Source organism: Paenibacillus endophyticus, from assembly GCF_014192395.1.
GTDB classification, from domain to species: domain Bacteria; phylum Bacillota; class Bacilli; order Paenibacillales; family Paenibacillaceae; genus Pristimantibacillus; species Pristimantibacillus endophyticus.
On sequence record NZ_JACHXW010000030.1, the window covers coordinates 1 to 19,474 of the forward strand.

At 41.2% G+C, this 19,474-nt stretch carries 17 protein-coding genes and 4 pseudogenes; 6 read left to right on the forward strand and 15 right to left on the reverse strand.

Annotation, left to right across the window (positions count from 1 at the left end; genetic code table 11):
• Positions 1 to 188: 188 nt before the first annotated feature.
• The 6 genes and pseudogenes from FHS16_RS29195 to FHS16_RS29220 form a co-directional block, all read right to left on the reverse strand.
• Positions 189 to 632, reverse strand: a complete 444-nt coding sequence (locus tag FHS16_RS29195; protein ID WP_183570897.1) for a cupin domain-containing protein — start codon at positions 630 to 632, stop codon at positions 189 to 191.
• Between the two features lie 52 nt (positions 633 to 684).
• Entirely contained in the window at positions 685 to 1,404 is a 720-nt protein-coding gene (locus tag FHS16_RS29200; RefSeq protein ID WP_183570899.1) for an alpha/beta fold hydrolase, read from the reverse strand.
• 687 nt (positions 1,405 to 2,091) lie between these two features.
• A pseudogene (locus FHS16_RS29205) lies at positions 2,092 to 2,578 on the reverse strand (beta-ketoacyl-[acyl-carrier-protein] synthase family protein); the annotation flags it as partial.
• Positions 2,579 to 3,499: 921 nt separating this feature from the next.
• On the reverse strand, positions 3,500 to 4,222 hold the full coding sequence (locus tag FHS16_RS29210; RefSeq protein ID WP_183570901.1) for an alpha/beta fold hydrolase: 723 nt from the start codon (positions 4,220 to 4,222) through the stop codon (positions 3,500 to 3,502).
• Positions 4,223 to 4,341: 119 nt separating this feature from the next.
• Positions 4,342 to 4,890: an acireductone dioxygenase gene (gene mtnD, locus FHS16_RS29215; RefSeq protein ID WP_183570903.1), complete on the reverse strand. Its 549-nt coding sequence runs from the start codon at positions 4,888 to 4,890 to the stop codon at positions 4,342 to 4,344.
• A gap of 643 nt (positions 4,891 to 5,533) precedes the next feature.
• Positions 5,534 to 5,890: an SDR family NAD(P)-dependent oxidoreductase gene (locus tag FHS16_RS29220; protein ID WP_183570904.1), complete on the reverse strand. Its 357-nt coding sequence runs from the start codon at positions 5,888 to 5,890 to the stop codon at positions 5,534 to 5,536.
• Positions 5,891 to 6,006: 116 nt separating this feature from the next.
• Between FHS16_RS29220 and FHS16_RS32105 the strand changes: the two genes are divergently transcribed.
• The 3 genes and pseudogenes from FHS16_RS32105 (at position 6,007) to FHS16_RS29240 (ending at position 7,462) form a co-directional block, all read left to right on the forward strand.
• Positions 6,007 to 6,162, forward strand: a complete 156-nt coding sequence (locus tag FHS16_RS32105; protein ID WP_246432027.1) for a transposase — start codon at positions 6,007 to 6,009, stop codon at positions 6,160 to 6,162.
• 231 nt (positions 6,163 to 6,393) lie between these two features.
• Positions 6,394 to 6,734, forward strand: a pseudogene (locus tag FHS16_RS32790) (nuclear transport factor 2 family protein).
• A 116-nt stretch (positions 6,735 to 6,850) separates the two neighbouring features.
• Positions 6,851 to 7,462 (forward strand): nuclear transport factor 2 family protein, encoded by a 612-nt coding sequence (locus FHS16_RS29240; protein ID WP_221226506.1) that lies wholly within the window; start codon positions 6,851 to 6,853, stop codon positions 7,460 to 7,462.
• 79 nt (positions 7,463 to 7,541) lie between these two features.
• On the opposite strand, the gene FHS16_RS29245 is transcribed toward FHS16_RS29240, so the two are convergent.
• Positions 7,542 to 8,159: a flavin reductase family protein gene (locus FHS16_RS29245; RefSeq protein WP_183570908.1), complete on the reverse strand. Its 618-nt coding sequence runs from the start codon at positions 8,157 to 8,159 to the stop codon at positions 7,542 to 7,544.
• 534 nt (positions 8,160 to 8,693) lie between these two features.
• Positions 8,694 to 9,353: an NAD(P)H-dependent oxidoreductase gene (locus tag FHS16_RS29250; RefSeq protein WP_183570910.1), complete on the reverse strand. Its 660-nt coding sequence runs from the start codon at positions 9,351 to 9,353 to the stop codon at positions 8,694 to 8,696.
• Between the two features lie 1,081 nt (positions 9,354 to 10,434).
• On the opposite strand from FHS16_RS29250, the gene FHS16_RS29255 reads away from it, so the two are divergent.
• Positions 10,435 to 10,971: a nuclear transport factor 2 family protein gene (locus FHS16_RS29255; protein WP_183570912.1), complete on the forward strand. Its 537-nt coding sequence runs from the start codon at positions 10,435 to 10,437 to the stop codon at positions 10,969 to 10,971.
• A gap of 351 nt (positions 10,972 to 11,322) precedes the next feature.
• Here the strand turns inward: FHS16_RS29255 and FHS16_RS29260 are convergent, their stop codons facing one another.
• The 3 genes from FHS16_RS29260 to FHS16_RS29270 form a co-directional block, all read right to left on the reverse strand.
• Positions 11,323 to 12,318 carry an oxidoreductase gene (locus FHS16_RS29260; protein ID WP_183571028.1) on the reverse strand — a complete coding sequence of 332 codons (996 nt, stop codon included), beginning with the start codon at positions 12,316 to 12,318 and terminating at the stop codon, positions 11,323 to 11,325.
• Positions 12,319 to 12,372: 54 nt separating this feature from the next.
• Positions 12,373 to 13,083: a DsbA family oxidoreductase gene (locus FHS16_RS29265; RefSeq protein WP_183570914.1), complete on the reverse strand. Its 711-nt coding sequence runs from the start codon at positions 13,081 to 13,083 to the stop codon at positions 12,373 to 12,375.
• Positions 13,084 to 13,159: 76 nt separating this feature from the next.
• Positions 13,160 to 13,528 (reverse strand): SDR family NAD(P)-dependent oxidoreductase, encoded by a 369-nt coding sequence (locus FHS16_RS29270; protein ID WP_183570916.1) that lies wholly within the window; start codon positions 13,526 to 13,528, stop codon positions 13,160 to 13,162.
• Between the two features lie 638 nt (positions 13,529 to 14,166).
• On the opposite strand from FHS16_RS29270, the gene FHS16_RS29275 reads away from it, so the two are divergent.
• Entirely contained in the window at positions 14,167 to 14,775 is a 609-nt protein-coding gene (locus FHS16_RS29275) for a thioredoxin family protein (protein ID WP_183570918.1), read from the forward strand.
• Positions 14,776 to 14,809: 34 nt separating this feature from the next.
• Positions 14,810 to 15,730, forward strand: a complete 921-nt coding sequence (locus FHS16_RS29280) for a DMT family transporter (protein WP_183570920.1) — start codon at positions 14,810 to 14,812, stop codon at positions 15,728 to 15,730.
• A 52-nt stretch (positions 15,731 to 15,782) separates the two neighbouring features.
• Here FHS16_RS29280 and FHS16_RS32110 read toward each other — a convergent pair.
• The 4 genes and pseudogenes from FHS16_RS32110 to FHS16_RS29295 form a co-directional block, all read right to left on the reverse strand.
• A pseudogene (locus FHS16_RS32110) lies at positions 15,783 to 16,219 on the reverse strand (IS30 family transposase); the annotation flags it as partial.
• Positions 16,220 to 16,285: 66 nt separating this feature from the next.
• A pseudogene (locus FHS16_RS32850) lies at positions 16,286 to 16,441 on the reverse strand (helix-turn-helix domain-containing protein); the annotation flags it as partial.
• Positions 16,426 to 17,853: a MocR-like pyridoxine biosynthesis transcription factor PdxR gene (pdxR, locus tag FHS16_RS29290; RefSeq protein ID WP_183570922.1), complete on the reverse strand. Its 1,428-nt coding sequence runs from the start codon at positions 17,851 to 17,853 to the stop codon at positions 16,426 to 16,428. The gene pdxR and the pseudogene FHS16_RS32850, both read right to left, overlap by 16 nt.
• Before the next feature lie 334 nt (positions 17,854 to 18,187).
• Complete coding sequence (locus tag FHS16_RS29295; RefSeq protein ID WP_183570924.1) at positions 18,188 to 18,628, reverse strand: GNAT family N-acetyltransferase; 441 nt, start codon at positions 18,626 to 18,628, stop codon at positions 18,188 to 18,190.
• Between the last annotated feature and the right edge of the window lie 846 nt (positions 18,629 to 19,474).

The following is a 19,474-nucleotide window of genomic DNA, read 5'->3' on the forward strand; positions in this document are numbered from 1 at the left end:
AATGATGGTTGTGTGGTAACTTCCATTTTACACGAATCCATTCATGGGCTTTTTTTTGTTCATCTAGCTGTCGCACTTCATATTACAATTCGTCAATTAATTAACGACGAAAAATGCCAGCATAAGTCTCACTGACATTTTCCGCGCCTAAGTTTTGCTTCGTAAGGTTCTAGATAACAGCTTGATTATTAAACAACCATTGGAGGCCCAATAATCACTGTGTCATTTTCCGAAGCGATTTTAACAATTTCCTCTAGCGAATGACGACCGATTTCAGGGAAGAAGTCTTCGATTCCGCCCGGCGTGAAGATGAACAGAATCCGCCCCATATTAGCTCCTATGTTAGCCCAAGCGTGAGGTACGCCGCGGGGAACCAAGACACTCGTTCCAGGAGTAGCATCAAATTCTTCATCGCCAACTTGAAAACGGAAAGTGCCTTCAAGAATTTCAAACGTTTCTTCGCGTTCGTTATGGAAATGCTTCGGCGGTCCCATTAGAGACGGTACACGTGCTTCAACGATAGATAGTGCTCCGCCAACTTGATTGCTGTGAAGGCGCACTGCCATCTGCTCACCTGGCATTGTGTCGAACCATACAAGATCCTTAGTATAATTAACAACTGGTTTACTCATTTTTCATTCTCCTTTAATCTCATTTTATATTTCATTTAGCTGCCATCAACAATTAAGCTAGACTCAGTAGATTGACTGACAATTCTTCTGGGTGCGAATAAAATGAAGAATGGTCTGTGTCCATGGTAATGACTTGTTCGCAAGGCATTTTGGCATACATGGCTCTTTGCAGTTTGATTGGAATGGCTTTATCTCTTAGCCCTTCGATGTATACGCGAGGTACTGAACCGAATCTTTCCTCTGTTACCTGGACAGGCGTAACCGATGGGATCAACGGCTCTTTAACAAGCTTTGATTTAGCATACTGAAAGTCCTCTTCGGAACAATCGGCATAGAAATGGGAATAGATCGCTTCATCATTTAGACCAATGTACGTTTGAGCCTCGTCAATGTAAACTGCAGTAGGAGCGTCATCGCCCAGATCAACGATACCGAACGCATCGAACAATGACTGACCATTATCCGGAAGGAACGCGCACAGATAAACAAGCTTCTCGATTTTCTCAGGGAAGTACTCAGCGGTCTGGCTTATGACTACCCCAGCCATGCTGTGTCCAATAAGAATGACTTTCTCGGATTCTTTATCCAAAACTGCACTTAGACAGTCCGTATAACTTTTCAAGTTAACTTCGGTAAGCGGCGTATGATCTATGCCATGCCCAGGCAAGTCAACGGCAATTACCCGATGTCCTGCTTCTTCTAGCATGGGAACTATTCTTTCCCAACACCATGCTCCGTGCCACGATCCATGTACCAAAACAAATGTACTCATTACTATCTCTCCAATTATCCCGGCAAATCCTTTGTATGGATCACCTTTAAAATTTCAAATCTTTGGCTGCAACCATCTAAATGGCCCCGCAAGGCCATAACTCTGTCGGATTTTGTTCTTTGCTATTATCCATCAACGTGAAAAAATACGGTTTTATGCCGGTATGGGTATGACGTCGCCGGCTTCAAGTTCGATTTCCGAAGTAGCCGATGTTTAGCTTCAATGGTCTCCATTGTTACCTATCAGTGTTAACCGGATCTCCCTCCGGTTGCCAAATCTATTACTTGCGAAGAATTGTCAGCAAATCGAGAATACGTTCTTGCCGGGGGCTTGATTATGCATTCTTGCGACTATCGCGACTTCAGCCACTGTTGCTAGGATCGATAACCGAATTACAGCACAGTCTTATATTTAATTGTTGATCATCAATGATTCCTACTAAAAAGAGGTAGATTTTGATTCTATGCCTGCATATATGAACAACCTCTTCTCCGTCAGGATAGTAATTGAAAATTCAATTGCCTCGGTGACAACTATAGCAGGTATTTATTTTTTTCATAAGGAGGCTAATTTTTAATATATGCTTTAGAAAAGTAAAGTTATGCTCCTTGCTTTAATTTAAAGTTTAAGTTAGATACAAGAAATCAGCTTAGGGCTTGGATTTTACTCGTCAAACCTTTTTAATGATTACATGTTGGATTGTAGGGCGGTCACGGCATTATGTCCCCCAAACCAGAAAGAGTTAGATAGACCAATTTTAAATTTTATTTCTCTTGCTCGATTAGGCACATAATCCAAATCGCATTCCGAATCTTGATGATCGTGGTTTATTGTCGGTGGAATGATATTGTTCTGAAGCGACTTAATCAAGGCTATTGCTTCCAATACGCTTGAGGCACCCATTGAATGACCAGTCATCGATTTATTTGTAGTTATCGGTATATGAGCTGCACTTGCTCCAAGTAGTTTTTTTATAGCAAGTGTTTCGATGCGATCCCCGACTTTCGTGCTGGTAGCATGAGCGCTAATCACATCTGTTTCTTCAAGGCGGATCCCTGCCTCCTGTATCGCCAACTTCATGGTTATTAGCACCTATGCCCTCAGGGAGAGGCATAACCATATGGTAAATATCAGAGCTTGTTCAATAGCCTATATCTTCTGCATGTATACTTGCTTAGTATCTTGTTTATTTGAATAAATTAAAAAAATAGACCATTCTCGGTATGAATGGTCTTCAAAAAGTTCAATGGAGGAATTCATTCTCCATTTGGTTAATTTTAATAAAACATTGTAAACATATCTTTCGCCATTTAGTTCACTAATCATATGATCCGTCTCCGGCAGTAATGATGCATGAACACTGACACCTTCTATAATTGAATTTTTTCTACGAGGTTCTGTTTCTTAAATGCAAACGCTCTTCATCACACATTAGTTTTCTTGTCTTTCCTACTTTGGCACAGACAATAAGTTCATACTTAGATCTATCTATTTTCTTATCTTCAAATCAGATCCTATAAGACTTTTGGCATTTACAAGGGATTCTGAAGCTGTTTCCAACCCAATATATTGGCAATTACCCCGACTACATAGCCCGATTAGAATAGCTACTTTATTCGTCAATGGATATCGCCCAAAACAGAATTCCAACGGTCCCTCTTTTAATTCTATGTATCCAACCGGCTCAACAACACCAGTCAGGCAAACCGGACAATTGCAGTTTATCATATGGTACGTCCTCCCTTTCAATTATTAAAGTAGCTCCTAACTCCCTACCAATATTCCAGAGTATAATGACTAAAGCGGCCCTAATTTCCTCGGCTTTAACTATATCAGGTATTCAATTTTACTATAAGGAGTGTATTTTTTTAAACATGCTTTAGAAAAGTAAAGTCCCATGCCAGAAATAAACAAGTAGAGCGCTCACCATTTTGGTTAGCGCTCTACTTGTTTACCATCGATTCAATGAACATTAGACAGGCTTAGTTGCGAGTGCAAATTTCGATTACTACTTATTTGGGAAATTTTACACCAGTCAAACTTTCACTAAGAAATTTTCAATTATCTATTTGCGACAAGCTGTTCACCGGCTCGTCTAAAATGTTAACTGAATTAAATGAGAACACAATTCCTCCGTGTGTGAAAAGAATGGCGAGTGGTCTGAGTCCATGGTAATAACCTGATTGCACGGAGACACGGTATACATATCTCTTTGTAAGCTAATAGAAATAGCTTTATCCTTTAAAGTCTCTATATAGACACGAGGTATCATGCCAAATCTTGCGTCCGTGAGATTCACTGGGGTAAAAAATGGTGCCAGCGGCTCGAGACAAAGTTTTTCTTTTGCTTTAATTACGTCTTCTTCGGAGCAATCGCCATAGAAAGAATCCTTTATCAGTTCGTCTTTAATATCCATGAACGTTTGATCCTCACTTATGATAACAATGGAAGGAGATTCTTTTTCTTTTTTCTCATTTTGAGAAATTTGAAGCAAGGTCTGACCATTCACCGGAAGATAAGCACATAAATAAACTAGCTTCTCAATTTTTTCAGGGAAATACTCAGCGGTTTGTGTTATGACTACCCCTGCCATGCTGTGTCCAACCAGAATGACCTTCTCGGATTCTTTATCCAAAACTGCACTTAGACAGTCTGTATAACTTTTCAAGTTAACTTCGGTAAGAGGCGTATGGTCCTTGCCGTGTGCAGGTAAGTCAATGACAATTACCCGATGTCCTGCTTCTTCCAGAATGGGAACGATTCTTTCCCAACACCATGCTCCGTGCCACGATCCATGTACCAAAACAAATGTACTCATTATTAACTCTCCTATAATCCCGGATAATCTCTTTTACTGATCACTGGTGAAATTTCAAATCATTTATTATATCCATTTAGCTGGCCACATAAGAGGCTACTGAATGTATTGTGCTGTAATTAGGCATTAGTCTTCACAAACTCAGGATCGTTGTAAGGAGAAGCTACCCAGCCTTCCGTTTCGATGAAGAGGCGAACTGCTACGATTTTGCGGTTGTCCATGAGCGTGAAGAAATGTGGTTTCAATTCTGGTACGGAGATGACGTCTCCTGCCTCAAGCTCGACGTCGAAGTAACCTGTATCGTCCGTGCCTTTGATAATAAAGATTCCTTTGCCCGCTGTGATGGCGCGAATTTCATCTTCAGAATGCGTGTGTACTGCTTCGAATTTTTGCAGAAGCTCATCCAAGTTAGGTGTCGCCTCGGACAAGGTGATAACGTCCCAGATCTTGTAGCCGCGTCGAACGGCCAGATCTTTAATCTCGGAATCGTAGGTCGCGAGAATTTGCTGCTTCTCTTCGTCGCTCAGCGCATATTTTTCTTTAAGTTCTTCCGAGAGCTTGTCAGCATCCCAGTGCTCATACAGAATTTCCTGCTTTTCCAGAAAATCAACCACTTGATCCTCAACTTCAATTCGCTCGTTTGTATTGTGAACTCGAATTTGTGCCACGAGTATTCCTTCTCTCTTTTACATATTTAAATTTAAAAGTGACTGGTTAGCTACCTATCAGTATCCCCTCACGAATGCATGATTGTTTGGATTAAACGTATCCCTCCTTCTGATTAATTACTGTTTTAAAGAATGAATCATTAAAAAACTAAGTATTAATTCAAATGGCTCGGAGACAACTATAGCAGATATATATTTTTTTCATAAGGAGGCTAATTTTTAATATATGCTTTAGAAAAGTAAAGTTATGCTCCCTTTTTTCCTTTGGGAGAAACATGTACAATTCTCTTTCAGTCTTTGTATAAAATAGGCGCAGTAATCTTAATTATGCCTCCGCAAGTGAGCTTTCAAAATGTTTGAAACAAATCCGCACGCTGTGCTACGTAATTTGCAGCTTTTGATTATCTCCCTGCCTTTCATCACATCAAACGCTTTGCCAAACTGCTTGCCATAATGTAGTAGAGCAGGCTGAAAATAAATGTGTTGGCGGCTTTGCGGTATCATAATTGAATTTCAAACCATCCTGTTCACAACGTACCTTCTGTAATACCTTCATATGTTCACGAATCGGCAATACCCCGACGATCTAGTTCAGTTCCTTCGCGAATAATGCATTCGTTGTCTTAATTGGTCGTAAGCCTGCTTACTTGCACCTTGAAGGGCAGGCTATAGTCGAGCAGTCAATTAGCAAATTGCCGTGAAGATTTGCCGCAATTTGCGATTCAATAACCGTGAGGTCTCTTGTCAGTGGCGTCGCCACAATGCCTGCATTTTTCACAAGAATGTGTCTTAACCGACCTGAAACAATAAACCGAACCGGAAAGGCACCGATGGAAACAATGTCGCTTAACTCCAAGTGATGAAGGACGATTCCTTTCATGCCGGAGTAACCGTCTGTGACGACAGCTGTCTTACCGATTAAATCATTTAACCGCCGAGCGCTTCTGCGGCTGTCGTCCGCATGCCGAAACCAGATGAAATAGGATTTTGCCCGTAGCAACGTAATTAATTGTCATGCAAAGTTAGATCTTTTATCATAGATGTCTGAACCCAGAGAGTTATTTCATTCATGAAGATATAGATCGATTAGACTCTATCCCTGGTATTGCCACTCGAATGGCTGAACAAAACTTAGCTGAAATTGGAACAAACATTAAAGAGCAGTTTCCAACTGAGGCTCACTTGTGTTCTTGGGCAGCAGTTATACCCGGACATAATGAGAGCGCAGGCAAAGGAAGTCTTCTAAAGGAAAGCAAGGAAACAAAAATTTGAAATCTGCCCTAACAGTGGCCGCACATTCTGTAGGTTCCTCAGAAAACTATCTTAGCGTTGTTGCATTTGATTATCAATGAATCAGCTTATGACTCAAAGTATATGGTTATCATTTCCACACTAAAATTAGAAAGGGATTGACATATTAAGACCAACAAGAAAAATAATGAGCAAGAAAATTTAATAACTAGAATTACTCAACTAGAACAAAAGTTCCAACAATCAGAAGATATCGAGGAGATCGAGAAACTGAAAACCCGATATTTCCGTTTTGTCGATGAAAAAAATTGGGGGGGATTAGGAAATCTTTTCGCGACTGATGCCACACTTATTTCTCAGGGCCAAGATTTTTCTGCTGGGGGAGGACAAGCTTATGAGAAAATGATCGGAGATCATGGGGAAAAGCACCTACGGTCCACCATGGACATATGCCCGAGATTGAAATGATTGACAAAGTTAACGCCAAGGGTATTTGGGCTATGGAGGCGTCTTCGGGGCATAACGGTTATGGGCAATATAGAGAGATGTACAGAAAAGAAAATGGCACCTGGAAAATCAGCAGCACCGTCTAAACGCGAATCCGGATAGTTCCTCTTAAAAACTGGGATCCGAATACAGACCCTGTTACTGGCAAGTAACCCAGTAAGGCAACATGATTACAAATTACAAAAAAGGATGTGACCTCAATATGTTGAGGAACAAAAAACTTTTGATTTTGGGTGTAGCCATTCTTGCAGTCATAATTACGGGTTGTGCGAAACAAAATAATCAATCACAACAGAATGCTCAGACGGAAGCGGTGAAAATCACTGGGCTTGAAACAGCAACCTATCAGCGTCTGGACGATATTGAACAAATTAAACAGTTAAAGGCCCGATATTTCCGTTTCGTTGATGAGAAAAAGTGGACGGAATTTGGAGATATTTTTACATCTGATGCTAAAATTATTTCGGAAGGCGTGGATTATTCCAAAGGTGGCGGGGCTGCTTACGGGAAAATGATTGGGGATCTAGTAGGTAAAGCGCCTACGGTTCACCACGGATATATGCCTGAGATTGAAATAATCGACAAGGACCACGCCACAGGGATTTGGGCCATGGAGGATTTGTTGACCTTCCCTGACGCCAAGGATGCCTATCCAGGACATCACGGGTACGGCCAATACCACGAAACGTATACAAAGGTAAATGGCGTCTGGAAAATCAGCAGCACGGAACTTACACGATTCCGCATGGACCCTCTTAAGAATTGGGACCCGAATACGGACCCAGTAACTGGACAACCTTTAACTGGCAAGTAATGCCGCGACAAACATGTAAAAAGAATATAGTAACGCCCTCTGAATATCCAAAGGGCGTTACTTCATTCTTCTTTGTATTTCACCGATCCAATCCGAACACCGGTGCTAATTTTGATACGGATAATTGCTCGGTTAGATCAAAATATTCACAAAAATTCATAATTATTGGATGCCATTTGGAAGGATCAACATGATTTGAATTAGAATCTTTTAGAAGGTCATCTTCGATATGAACTCTATCTATGCGTACTTCAATGGAGACAAGGGAACTCGGTTCTTCGAATGGATGCAGCTTCACTAATGTGGCTTCCAGATGTACAGGGCATTCTTTGACACGTGGCGCACGTACACATTGTGACGGAAGTTCGGTTAACTCTGCAATTCCAAATTTATCAGCCTGATACTGATAGCCTCTCAGTAATTTCGATTCAGGCACTGGATTTCTACCTGTTAACAGTGTTAGTCGATTAATCGCAGGAATCAAATCGATGGACGGGAGATTAAGTACACACTCCTGCTCGCGGATTAAGTTTTGGACGGTCTGCGACTTGCTGCTCAACCCGAGCATACAAGATTGATTGAGCCACCAGGCAGAGGACATAGGTGCCAAATTGGGTGTACCGTCTTCATTTAATGTACTGATAAGCACCACAGAGGTTCCGAAGTAAAGCACTTTAGGCTTGATTACCTTATGCATGATGGCGACAATTCCTCTCAAAAAGGACTATTTTTGATAACTATATCACAGACCTAAGTGTGTGATATAGAGATAAGGAATAAGACAGCAAGATTGCAAAATAACCATTCTCGGTAAGAATGGCCATTAGTAAATTCAGTTATTCTTCTTAACAAGCTTTGATTTGGCATACTGAAAGTACCCTCCGGAACAATTAGCTTAGAAATGCAATTGGATCACTTCATCTCTAAGACTGGTATACATTTGAGCGTCGTCAATGTAAATTGCAGTAAGGGCATGATCGCCAGATCAACGATACCGAACGCATCGAAACATCGACTGACCATTCTGCGGAACGAAAGCGCACAAATAAACAAGCTTCTTCTCAGGGGGGGAAAATACTCAGAGGTTTGACAGTTGACTACCCTGCTATGCTACTCGATTTCTGTATGAAAAAACGAATAACTCCCCTGCTGCCATAGCAGAAAGGGAGTCATCCTTGATATACATGAGTTTGAAAAATTTTTGAAGAACGCGATCTAGTTCTACGTTACGTCACACAAATTTTACGATTTCATTCATCGGGAGTCTTTTCTTAGGACGCGCTTCGCGTACACGATGACCAAATGCCACCATGACGCTCAAGCTATATTCATCATCCCCCAGAAGCCCTCTCTTCTGAAGAAGGTCATTCACGGCATCTAATTCGAAGCCTTCAATCGGGCATGAATCTACGCCGATATGCGCTGCTGCCGTCATCATATTGCCAAGTGCAATGTAAGTTGATTTGGATGACCAGTCCACCAGAGCTCTTTCAGAATCTAAATGCAGATCATGATAAAACTGTTCGTAAGCAGGTCTCATTTTATTGAAAACTTCCAAAGGCATTTGCATTTTTTGAGTTTGTTGTTCGACTAAATATGGAGAATCATAAGTCAGACCTTTCCTAGCCAAAATCAAAACGAAATGACTTGATGTAGGAAGCTGTCGCACTGCACCAGACACGTGTGGAGCTAATTCATTTCTAAATTCTGGACTCTGTACAACAACAAATCTCCATGGCTCATTCCCCCCCGAACTAGGAGATAACCGACCAGCCTCCAAAATAAATTGGAAATCATCTTCGGGTATTTTTTTCTCTGGATCGAATTCTTTTGTTGCATGTCGGTAATTGAAGGTGTCTAGCATCTCTAATTTTCTTACTGTTGTATCCATTTTTACTCCCGCTTTCTAATTAAAATTGATTTTGATCTATAAAAATTGAACTCTGGAGATGACATATTGACTTATATGTCGAGGAACACAACGCTCTCTACTCGTCGCTCTACCAGCTCATTTGCCTCACTTCATCAAGGAATCAAACGCTTGGCTATACCCTAGTTAATTTCAGACTATCCTGTTCCACACGCCTTAAGATTTCAGCGTGTGTGAAGCCTCAATCGCCTCGAGATAACTATAGCAGGTATTCATTTTATAAATAAGAAGGCAATTTTTTTATATATGCTTTATAAAAGTAAAGCATCATACCTATGTTATTCTCATGACAATCGAAATCGTTGCCCATCTTCCGTTTTAAATATTCTTCATAAAAAAAGAAGCAGGCAGCTAATATCAGATGTCTTAGATGTCTACTTCTTACAATTTAGAACTAATTCCAGATCAATTCATATGACTTTGTGTCCTTTAGGATTTACGCGGGGCCAACCGACATGAGTTAACCTCAATTCCCTTTAATCATGCATATCTAAAGGAACGGTATCGGCATTCATTACCGACGATAACGCCGGTATAGGATGCACCGATCGACAACATAAGAAGATAAAGGCCGGTAGAATAAACGACCAGCAGCTTTTACCCATGTCCATATTACTTAACCAGAACATGCCGACCGTATTGATGGCTTGCGTAATCTTCGCCGCTGACCGCTTGTACGTTCCCTATATGGAGCATACCCGTTAAGCCCCCCTGTCACTCCATCTTTGTAGAAAAGCTAGAAAATCGCCATCGCCCAAATGTCTTCAAATGTCTTCGCATGAGAATGGATTTTTATATGTTTTTTTAAAAAAGTTATAGCCTATCTTCAATTTAAGCAATTTTCGCTTCATTTATTCAGGCTAGACGTATAGCTTTATTTTTATAAAGCATATTAATAAAAATAGCCTTCTTATGAAAATTTAGAATACCTGCTATAGTTACCTCGAAGCGACTGAAGCATCATTTACTTAGATGATCAGCTTTTGAATCAAAGTATCGTGCTTTTTGTTTCTATCAAAAATTAGAAGGAGATTGACATAATATGACCAACACAAAAAATAATGAACAAGAAATTCTAATCAATAGACTTATTCAGCTTGAACAAAAATCCCAACGATTGGAGGACATCGAAGAGATAAAAAAATTAAAAGCCCGTTTTTTCCGTTTTATCGATGAGAAAAAATGGACGGAATTTGGGGATCTTTTTACATCGGATGCCACACTTATTTCCCAAGGCCAGGATTTTTCTGCAGGGGGCGGGCAAGCTTATGGAAAAATGATTGGAGATCTTGTGGGCAAAGCACCTACGGTTCACCACGGGCATATGCCTGAGATTGATATGATCGACATGGATAACGCTAAGGGTATTTGGGCCATGGAGGATTTGTTGACTTTCCCTGACGCGAAGGATGCGTATCCGGGACATAACGGGTATGGTCAATACCGCGAAATGTATAGAAAAGAGAATGGCACCTGGAAAATTAGCAGCACTAAACTAACACGATTCCGTATGGATCCTCTTAAGAACTGGGATCCGAATACAGACCCTGTAACTGGACAGACTGTAACCAGCAAGTAATCCACAGTGACTAAATAAATGAAAATGAACACAGTAAACCCTTTGGATCTCCAAAGGGTTTACTTGCATATAGAGGTATGTGTTCCTTTCGCTTAGACAAGCAAATAAAGTTTCGGCTCACCCATTAAATAATCTTCGTGCCGTAACAAAACGCTTCTTCCATTTATCATCTTACTCGTTCTGAGCAATTTTAATTATGGTCTTACCATTCTATAGTTAAGCGAACAAATAAACACAAGCTGCTGATCCGCAATAGTGAAAATAGAGCGATCACCATTTGGGTTAGCGCTCTACTAGTTTTTCAATCAAAGAGTATGACAGAAACTCAATTACAACTTGCTCAATAACTACTTATACAGGAAACTTAACGCCAGTCAGATTTTCACTAAGTTGCCAGAGTTGCTCCGCATATTCAGGATTAACCGCCCAAGGCTTAACTCCTGGTCCTAAAGGTTTATCGGCAGGAACGGCCTCTGCAATATCCACATTCTCGCAATAGACTCCTCCCTTGCCTTCTAACTGTTTGTTCACAGCTGACCAAACAATTGTAGCTGCACCTTCTGATACTGTCTTCAACTCATCGTTATACTCACTAAAAGTTCGTTGCCCTTGTTCGTCCAGCGCCCCCATCGCACGCATTTCATCATCTGACAAATGACGTGACAAATCAGTTACAATAGACCCTGGATGCAAGGAAAATGCACGAACTCCATAGTTTTTACCTCGCTTATCCAACTCAACAGCAAATAATGCATTGGCTGTCTTGGATTGTCCATACGCAATCCATTTGTCGTATTCTCGATTTTTAAAATTAGGATCGTTGAAGTCAATACCACTAATCGCATGGCCTCGTGAGGAAACAGATACTACCCTAGCCCCCTCCGCTTTGACTAAAGCTGGCCAAAGTCTAGCTGCTAATTGGAAATGGCCCAAATGGTTTGTAGCAAACTGAGATTCATATCCACGATTATCACGTGAAAGATCCGAAGCCATAATCCCAGCACTATCGATAAGAATATGCAATGGACGATTGGAATCAAGAAAACGTTGGGCAAATGCATCAATTGAGAAGGGATCTATAAGATCCAATGATTCTATTTCAACTCCAGGAATAGCGGAGACCGCAGCCATAGCCTTCCCTGATGTACGCGCGGGTACAATAACGGTAGCCCCTGCTTCTGCGAGAATGCGTGTTGTCTCCAAACCTAAACCCGAGTATCCCCCCGTCACAATGGCGACTTTCCCACTTAAATCTCTTCCTTGTAAAGCCTCCTTCGCTGTCGTTCTAGGACCAAATCCTGAATACATAGGTGTCTGTATCGTTATTTCGTTATTATTTTTTTGCATCATTATGTTCCTCCATCGTTTAGGAATCTTAGATAAAATCTATTTAGTACAAATTCATACTTCGCATGTCCCATCTTCACAAAGTGAAGCTTTAGGATCAACAGAAGTTGATTTAAATGGAATATACGGGTTCTCTTCCTTCCATGCTTGCTGTAACGCTTCTACGAATACTTCCGCTGGCTGAGCTCCAGAGATGCCATATTTGTCATTGATGACGAAATAAGGAACGCCACGTATCCCTACTCGTCTTGCAGCCAACTCATCGGCCCTTACCTCATCATGAAATCGATCGCTTGCCAACATCTCTGCTGCATCGTCACCGTCCAGACCTGCTTGGATGGCAATGTCAACTAAGATACTCAGGTCATCCAAGTACAAAGAATCCGTGAAATATGCCTGGTACAACCTTTCTATCACATCATCCGCTTTTCCAAATTGCATAGCAAACTGTAGCAGGCGATGAGCGTTTAATGTATTGGTGGGCTTGGCTGTATCGTAGTTGAATTTGAGTCCATCCTGTTCAGCACGCTTTGAAATATCATCCTGTAATGCTTTCATGTGTTCACGAGTCGATCCCTGTCTAGCAGCAGCCATGCCAGTAATATCATCCAAGGGATTCACCTGGATATGTGGATTTAGTTCAAAGCTTCGATAAACGATTTCTACAGTCTCTGGATGAGCAAGCTTCTCTAGACCTGCTTCAAAACGACGTTTGCCTATATAACAAAACGGACATATCATATCTGTCCAAACTTCTACTTTCATTCTCTTATTCTCCCCTTTTACTCCAAGAGTATTGTTGTTGCGAGTGAACCCATCCGAAATCGAATTAGGTTCTACTCTATTCTCTGTCACTTAAACATGCATCTCGAGCGGTATCGAGAGGATCAACGCAATGACCGCGAAACAGCCGCTTATGTTTAATACCGTGTGAAAGAGGTACTATAAAAGAGGCAACCGATCTTAGAGGTAGCATGGTGTTAGATTGAGCTGAACTATAACCAATACCTGCATTGTTTACAAGAACATCGATTTTACCGAATTCTCTCTCCGCTTCTTCAACGACTTTAAGAACATCCTTAGGGTCGGTAACATCAACAGTAGCCAAATGAGCTGTATCTAGAAAATGATTCGCAAGCGCCTTTTGAGATTCGGTATTCCGGGCAGTCATCACGACACAATGCCCGTGATTCAGAACAGTTTTTGCCAAAACTTCCCGACACCACTTGAAGTACCTGTAACTAGCCAAACGGTGTTGTTTATCTGCGCCTGCATAATTGAACATCTTCCTTCATTTAAGGACTTCATTAAAGTGAATCTCCTCAAAGTCAACTATAGCAGGTCTTCACCTATCCCATAAGAACGCTATTTTTTTAAACATGCTTTATAAAAATAAAGTTACTTAATATATAGGGTGTCTCCTCTTACAGAACATTATGAACTTATTTTAGATTCATAAGGTCCCTTATGAACGACTCCTATTCAAGAGCAAATGCGCCTGAAAGCCATCACGATCGATAGAGACGAATAGCCAAGCTCGTATATGCATAATGTCGAGAAATAATTGAACTCGGTCGTATAAGAAAAAATCAAAAATCCGATAATATTGTATGGAACGAGCGATCGAAGTCTGATATTCCAACCAGGCATTGTGTCGAACTATACGCCCCGTGTTAGAATCTTCCCTTTAGAGCCCTACCATGATTTAAACGTGGCAAGAACAACTCTCAGTCATCCTGCTCGGACATTCTGTCTTTTAAAACATTAACAAAACTGACCATTTATAGATGGTCAGTTTTGTTTTATATTCACTGTATCTCAAAAATAATCAAAAGGATGCGTGAAGAAATGGAAGCACGATTAAACCTAACACACATAATCGGTAAAGGGATTTCACCTCAACAGTTCATGGATGACATGCAGATTCGGACAATGGAAATCAGTAATATCCCGAATACCAAAGAAAAGTTGATCTCCGTTTACGAGAATTTCACATGGACGCAAGAAGAACAGAAAGTATTCTTTACCGCTTTAAACAATCGCTCCGACCTGCACTGTTTGATTCTATGCACGGATTGGTGCCCGGACGTAATCTGGAATGTTCCTTTACTGTTTCGAGTGATGGAGCAGAGCCGCATTTCGACTGAAGTGTTGCTCATGGAGGAGCATATGGAGACCATGGATCTCTTTCTCACGGATGGCGGGCGAGCGCAGCCGATCGCGGTTATCTTGAATGTGTCCGGAGAGGTTCTAGGCAGATGGGGAGCGCGTCCAGCCTATATTCAGGCCGTGATGGATCGGTTTAAAAAGAACAATCCTGATAAACAAAAAGCCGATTATAAGGGGAAACTGAACCAAATATATCGGGAGATCGGCGAGCTCTATCATGCTAGCAACGAATATCAGAAAGTTATGCTTCATGAATTAAAAGATTTGTTTACTACCTTTCCTTCGTGAATTTTCAATCTATCTGGAAGCAGGGATGACCATAGTGCACCGATCGCTTTTTCTTGTTTTACTATTGCTCAGCCTCATTTGGGGAGGGTCCTATTATTTCATCAAAGTGCTCATTCAAGATTTCGGACCCTGGACAGTCGTATTTCTGCGATCTGTTCTTGGGCTAGCCGTCATCACGCTCGTTATGGTCGTGATGCGAAAACCGTTTCAGTTCAAGAATACGCCATGGGTATCCGTATGCGTTATGGCTCTTGTTAATACTTGCATACCATGGGCGATCATCGGTTTCAGTGAGATGAGGCTAACAAGCAGCATGGCTTCCATACTGAATGCTACGACTCCTCTTTGGTCACTAGTTGTGGGGGTTTTATTCTTTGGAACGGTTTCTTTCCGAATGCAATGGATTGGGATAAGCGCTGCCATTATCGGCCTGATTGTTCTTCTCGGCCTTAATCCTGCTTCGATCATTTCCGTGGATGCACACGGATTTATCGCGATGATTATTGCTTCACTTTTCTATGGGCTCGGATCTCATTTTTCAAAGCGTCTTCTAAAAGTAATATCCACCTACCAAGCAACTTTCGGCACCCTATTATTCTCAATGTTAGGAAGCGGCGGTTTCGCACTATCTTTTGAAACCATTTCGTATTCGAAGATTGCCGTGCCGCAGAATATGACTGTTCTGATCGGACTAGGGATCTTCGGATCTGGGGTAGCATACATACTCTTCTACTGGATTGTTCAAAATGGCGGTCCCGTATTCGCGACCATGGTCACTTATCTATTGCCTTTATTCTCTCTGGTTTGGGGGGCCTTGATGTTAAACGAACACATCGGTTGGAGTATGATCGCAGGACTCGCTTTCATTCTGGTAGGGGTGTTTCTTGCAAGCGGAAAAGGTGTAAAGCTTTCATCGAAACCCAAACATCGGAAGAATTCCACCTATGATATTTAAGGGTCTACATTCAAATCTTAAACTGCGTATTCCAATTTAGGATTAATTTTATTTAAATGACGAATTGTCTAGCTAAGTGCGACAATTCTTCCAAGAAGACTTCGTGAGCCGATTTCCACCCGAGACATTTACGAGGGCGGTTGTTGATCAATCGAATGGCATCGGCGAGTTGGTCATCGGTGACGGAATCGGAATTATTCCCTTTGGGAAAGAATTTCTGAAGGAGACCGTTTGAGTTCTCGTTAGGGCCTCTCTGCCAAATAGAATAGGGATCGGCAAAGTAGACTTTCACGTTATGCACAGCTTCTAGACTGCTTAACAAGAAACTCTTACCACGATCAGTTGTTCCCGTTGGGCAGGTGCCACGTGGATATTGGCTAGCACGACATCGAAGACACCTCCATCGAACGAGCCGTTCGATCAGGCATGCATTTTCAGTGCTAGGTATAGTCGCATCTTTCATTCAATGAAGGTAGCGGCGCAAGCTTCCAGGGACGCTTCTTGGGCAGATTTAGCAGCATAAACCTGGCTCTTCATATTGCCGCTACGTAACAGTTCTCTTGCGATAGTAGAAGGATGTCGACCAAGCTCATGCCCAATCCTTCGGTATGACCAGCCCAAATATATTAAACAAATCCTCCCCATAACTATCATCGAAACCAGGAAAATAATTCTCTCGACCTCGTGCAGCACCATTATTCCATGAACCATACCTTTTGTAATAATCGAATTCCGGTTTCCATGTCTGCCAGACTTAATCCTGCAAATCCCAAATACAATTTGGGGTAATGCACGGGATGCTGATTCATCCACATTTTTTGAAAGTCATAGACCTTCACTCCCGCTTCTGCCGCCGAATCTATCAATTCTTTAGTCGTTTTGCACTTTTTAACCGCCATCTGTATGTGAAGCCCCGCGTTTTGTCCCGTTATCTCGACATGTTGACCCAGATGATTCTGAATTAATCCTATCAAATGGTGATGCCTTTTGCGGTATAAGTTTCGTACTTTACGTATATGCCGATACCAATTGTCTTGTTCAATGAAAGACTGCATAGCCCACTGCTCTACTCGCGAAGGTGCATACAACACCTCGTGAGGCATGTTTGACAATTGCTCAATTAACTTCGGAGGGAGAACCATATAATTCATACGCAACGCTGGCGTTAGCACTTTGGAGAACGTGCCAATGTAGATTACTCTTCCATGGGTATCCAGACTTTGTAAGGAAGGAATCGGTTTACCCAGGTAACGGAATTCTCCGTCATAGTCGTCTTCGATAATGTAAGCGTTTCTCGCGTTCGCCCACTCTAACAGGCGTTCTCGCTCGGGATAGGGCATAATGCTCCCGGTCGGAAATTGATGGGATGGGGTGACGTATACGATTTGTGCCTTGCTTTCTTCTAAAGCAGCTAATGATACTCCTTTATCGTTTACCGAAATCGGCAAAACCTCGCAGCCGTTCAATAGGAATTGATCTCGAACCAAATTATATCCTGGTTCCTCGAATGCTACACTGCGAGTATCCTTCAACAGTTTGGTCAAGATTCCTATGCTGTATGCCATCCCTACCCCAATAACGATTTGTTCGGGCGAGCAGTACACCCCTCTTGAATTCCGCAGATAGTCGGCGAGCACAGCACGAAGCCCCTGCTCTCCTTGAGGATTCCCGTAATTCCCAATCATGCTTGAATGGCTCTCTAGCGCTTCCTTCAGCATTTTATTCCATGTTCGTATGGGGAACGCATCATGATCTAGTGCCGTAGGATCGAAATCTATAAAATCGGCGTGTTTAACAGAAGTTGGGATGTGCGGATTTGAGGTGATTTTTCTTGACAAGTCATATACTTCCGTATCTGGAATACTTGCGATTACATGCTTGTACGGGGTAACCACGAACAAACCGGATCGGGGTTTGCTGACCACATAACCTTCCGCTGTCAGCATTTGATAGGCCGTTTCTATGGGAGTTTTGCTGATATTGTGTTGTACTTGCAATGTACGAACAGATGGTAAACGCATACCGTTTGTGAGGTTCCCGTTTCTAATTTGATCACGGATCTGAATATATAGTTGTTGATATAATGGTTGTTCGTGTTGATCCGATAGAAGGATGTATAACATGGTGCCCTCCAAACTGTTTCTTAAATGAATGGGATTTTGTTCATTTTTCATTTATAAAAATATGAAAACTTTTCTTTTTATTTTAAGAGTTACACTCTAAAATAGGAGTTACTGATTATTCTGTTTCCGAATACTTACATAACAAAAAACCTCCTATGGATTTCCTTAACGATTCATCTGAAGCTGTAAGTGCCACTGACTAAAAAAACCAGCCAGCTTCCTCACCATTTAGCTTTAGAAGAAATGAGCAGTTGGTGTGCTTGCGTCAGATCCATGGACACATGCGTCTTCAATAGGCTATAGTTCGGCTCGTAACTAGTACAAAGGATGTTTCTTAGAGCACCTTCACCATCGTATAAAACGAACTGCCAGGAGGATAATCTTTAATCTCACCTACAACTATGTAGCCTTTTAATTCATAAAACGACCGAGCTTGAAATTCAAAAGTCGTTAATTTCGCTTTCACTGCACCTTTCTTCTTCGCGATTTCTTCAGCATTTTTAAGTAATGTTGAACCTAATCCTTCTCCACGATAGTCTTCATGAAACCAAATATAATTGATTTCAAGCCAATTCCAGTATACTTCTGCTGTTATTCCGCCAATCCAATTATGATTGTTATCCTTTACCATAATGTTGATTGGTTGAACAGACCCTTCTCTTCTTTTGTAATAATGATGAATGGAATGCTTATTATTGAATTCTTTGATCATGTTTTGTAAAAAGTTTGAAAAATCAGGGTACGCCTCTAAAATAACCTCTACTTCATAAGACATAGTTCTTCTCCTCCAAATGTGATGTACCAAAAAAGGATTTTTATTCCATCTAATCTTTAATAAACCAAGAAGGAACTTTCGATAGTTCAGATCAAAACTTTCTAACGAGTCCAGATGGAATTATAAGAGGAGACGAATACATAGAGATACCAAAGCTTACCAAATGTTGCTCAGTGCAATACAGACCCCCGGATTTCCATTTGACAATAGAAACTAATTCAAACTCAGGATAGATGTACAGCCCACTTGTGCCCCTCTTGTTGCAACAGGCTCCCACGAAATATCCTTTATGATGATTTACGGACCACAAGACCTTCCCTCTATTCTCATCTCTCCACTACCTTGCTCCTACGTTCCTCTTCTTAAACCTCGACTATCACATCAATTGAAACACATCATACATTATTCTATTCTAAAGTACCATCGGTTCCATTCTTGTTTATGTTTATCCGGATTTATACAACGATCAATAAAAGCGTATATTCCACTAAATATATGGTGGGATTATTGCTTTGTAGGATGTAATCGTTAATCCATTTCCGTGCTGGCTGCGGGCCGGTTATCCCTATAGTTAGAAATATAGCTGCTTCTCCGGGAGAGGAAAATTCAATCTTATAAGAGATTCTCGCATTTCCTGTTAAAAATGCTCGCTAAGTCCAATGATTCCCGTTATTATTCAACTGAGGAATGGCAGTGTTTAAGCAAATTTATATGCTCATTTTTGACGCAATCTCTTCGTTTTTTCTAGTGCTACGATACACACCTTCATTTTTTGTCAGATACTTTTTCATTTTTACTCAAAAAAAAGAGCTGGTTGAGGTTATTTATTTGATAACCTTAACCGTC

Coding starts and splice junctions, on each gene's coding strand:
- FHS16_RS32105 (WP_246432027.1), top strand. CDS start 6,007: ATGGCTGAACAAAACTTAGCTGAAATTGGAACAAACATTAAAGAGCAG.
- FHS16_RS29195 (WP_183570897.1), bottom strand. CDS start 632: ATGAGTAAACCAGTTGTTAATTATACTAAGGATCTTGTATGGTTCGAC.
- FHS16_RS29250 (WP_183570910.1), bottom strand. CDS start 9,353: ATGGATACAACAGTAAGAAAATTAGAGATGCTAGACACCTTCAATTAC.
- FHS16_RS29240 (WP_221226506.1), top strand. CDS start 6,851: ATGTTGAGGAACAAAAAACTTTTGATTTTGGGTGTAGCCATTCTTGCA.
- FHS16_RS29275 (WP_183570918.1), top strand. CDS start 14,167: ATGGAAGCACGATTAAACCTAACACACATAATCGGTAAAGGGATTTCA.
- FHS16_RS29210 (WP_183570901.1), bottom strand. CDS start 4,222: ATGAGTACATTTGTTTTGGTACATGGATCGTGGCACGGAGCATGGTGT.
- FHS16_RS29260 (WP_183571028.1), bottom strand. CDS start 12,318: ATGCAAAAAAATAATAACGAAATAACGATACAGACACCTATGTATTCA.
- FHS16_RS29295 (WP_183570924.1), bottom strand. CDS start 18,628: ATGTCTTATGAAGTAGAGGTTATTTTAGAGGCGTACCCTGATTTTTCA.
- pdxR (WP_183570922.1), bottom strand. CDS start 17,853: ATGTTATACATCCTTCTATCGGATCAACACGAACAACCATTATATCAA.
- FHS16_RS29265 (WP_183570914.1), bottom strand. CDS start 13,083: ATGAAAGTAGAAGTTTGGACAGATATGATATGTCCGTTTTGTTATATA.
- FHS16_RS29245 (WP_183570908.1), bottom strand. CDS start 8,159: ATGCATAAGGTAATCAAGCCTAAAGTGCTTTACTTCGGAACCTCTGTG.
- FHS16_RS29255 (WP_183570912.1), top strand. CDS start 10,435: ATGACCAACACAAAAAATAATGAACAAGAAATTCTAATCAATAGACTT.
- FHS16_RS29200 (WP_183570899.1), bottom strand. CDS start 1,404: ATGAGTACATTTGTTTTGGTACATGGATCGTGGCACGGAGCATGGTGT.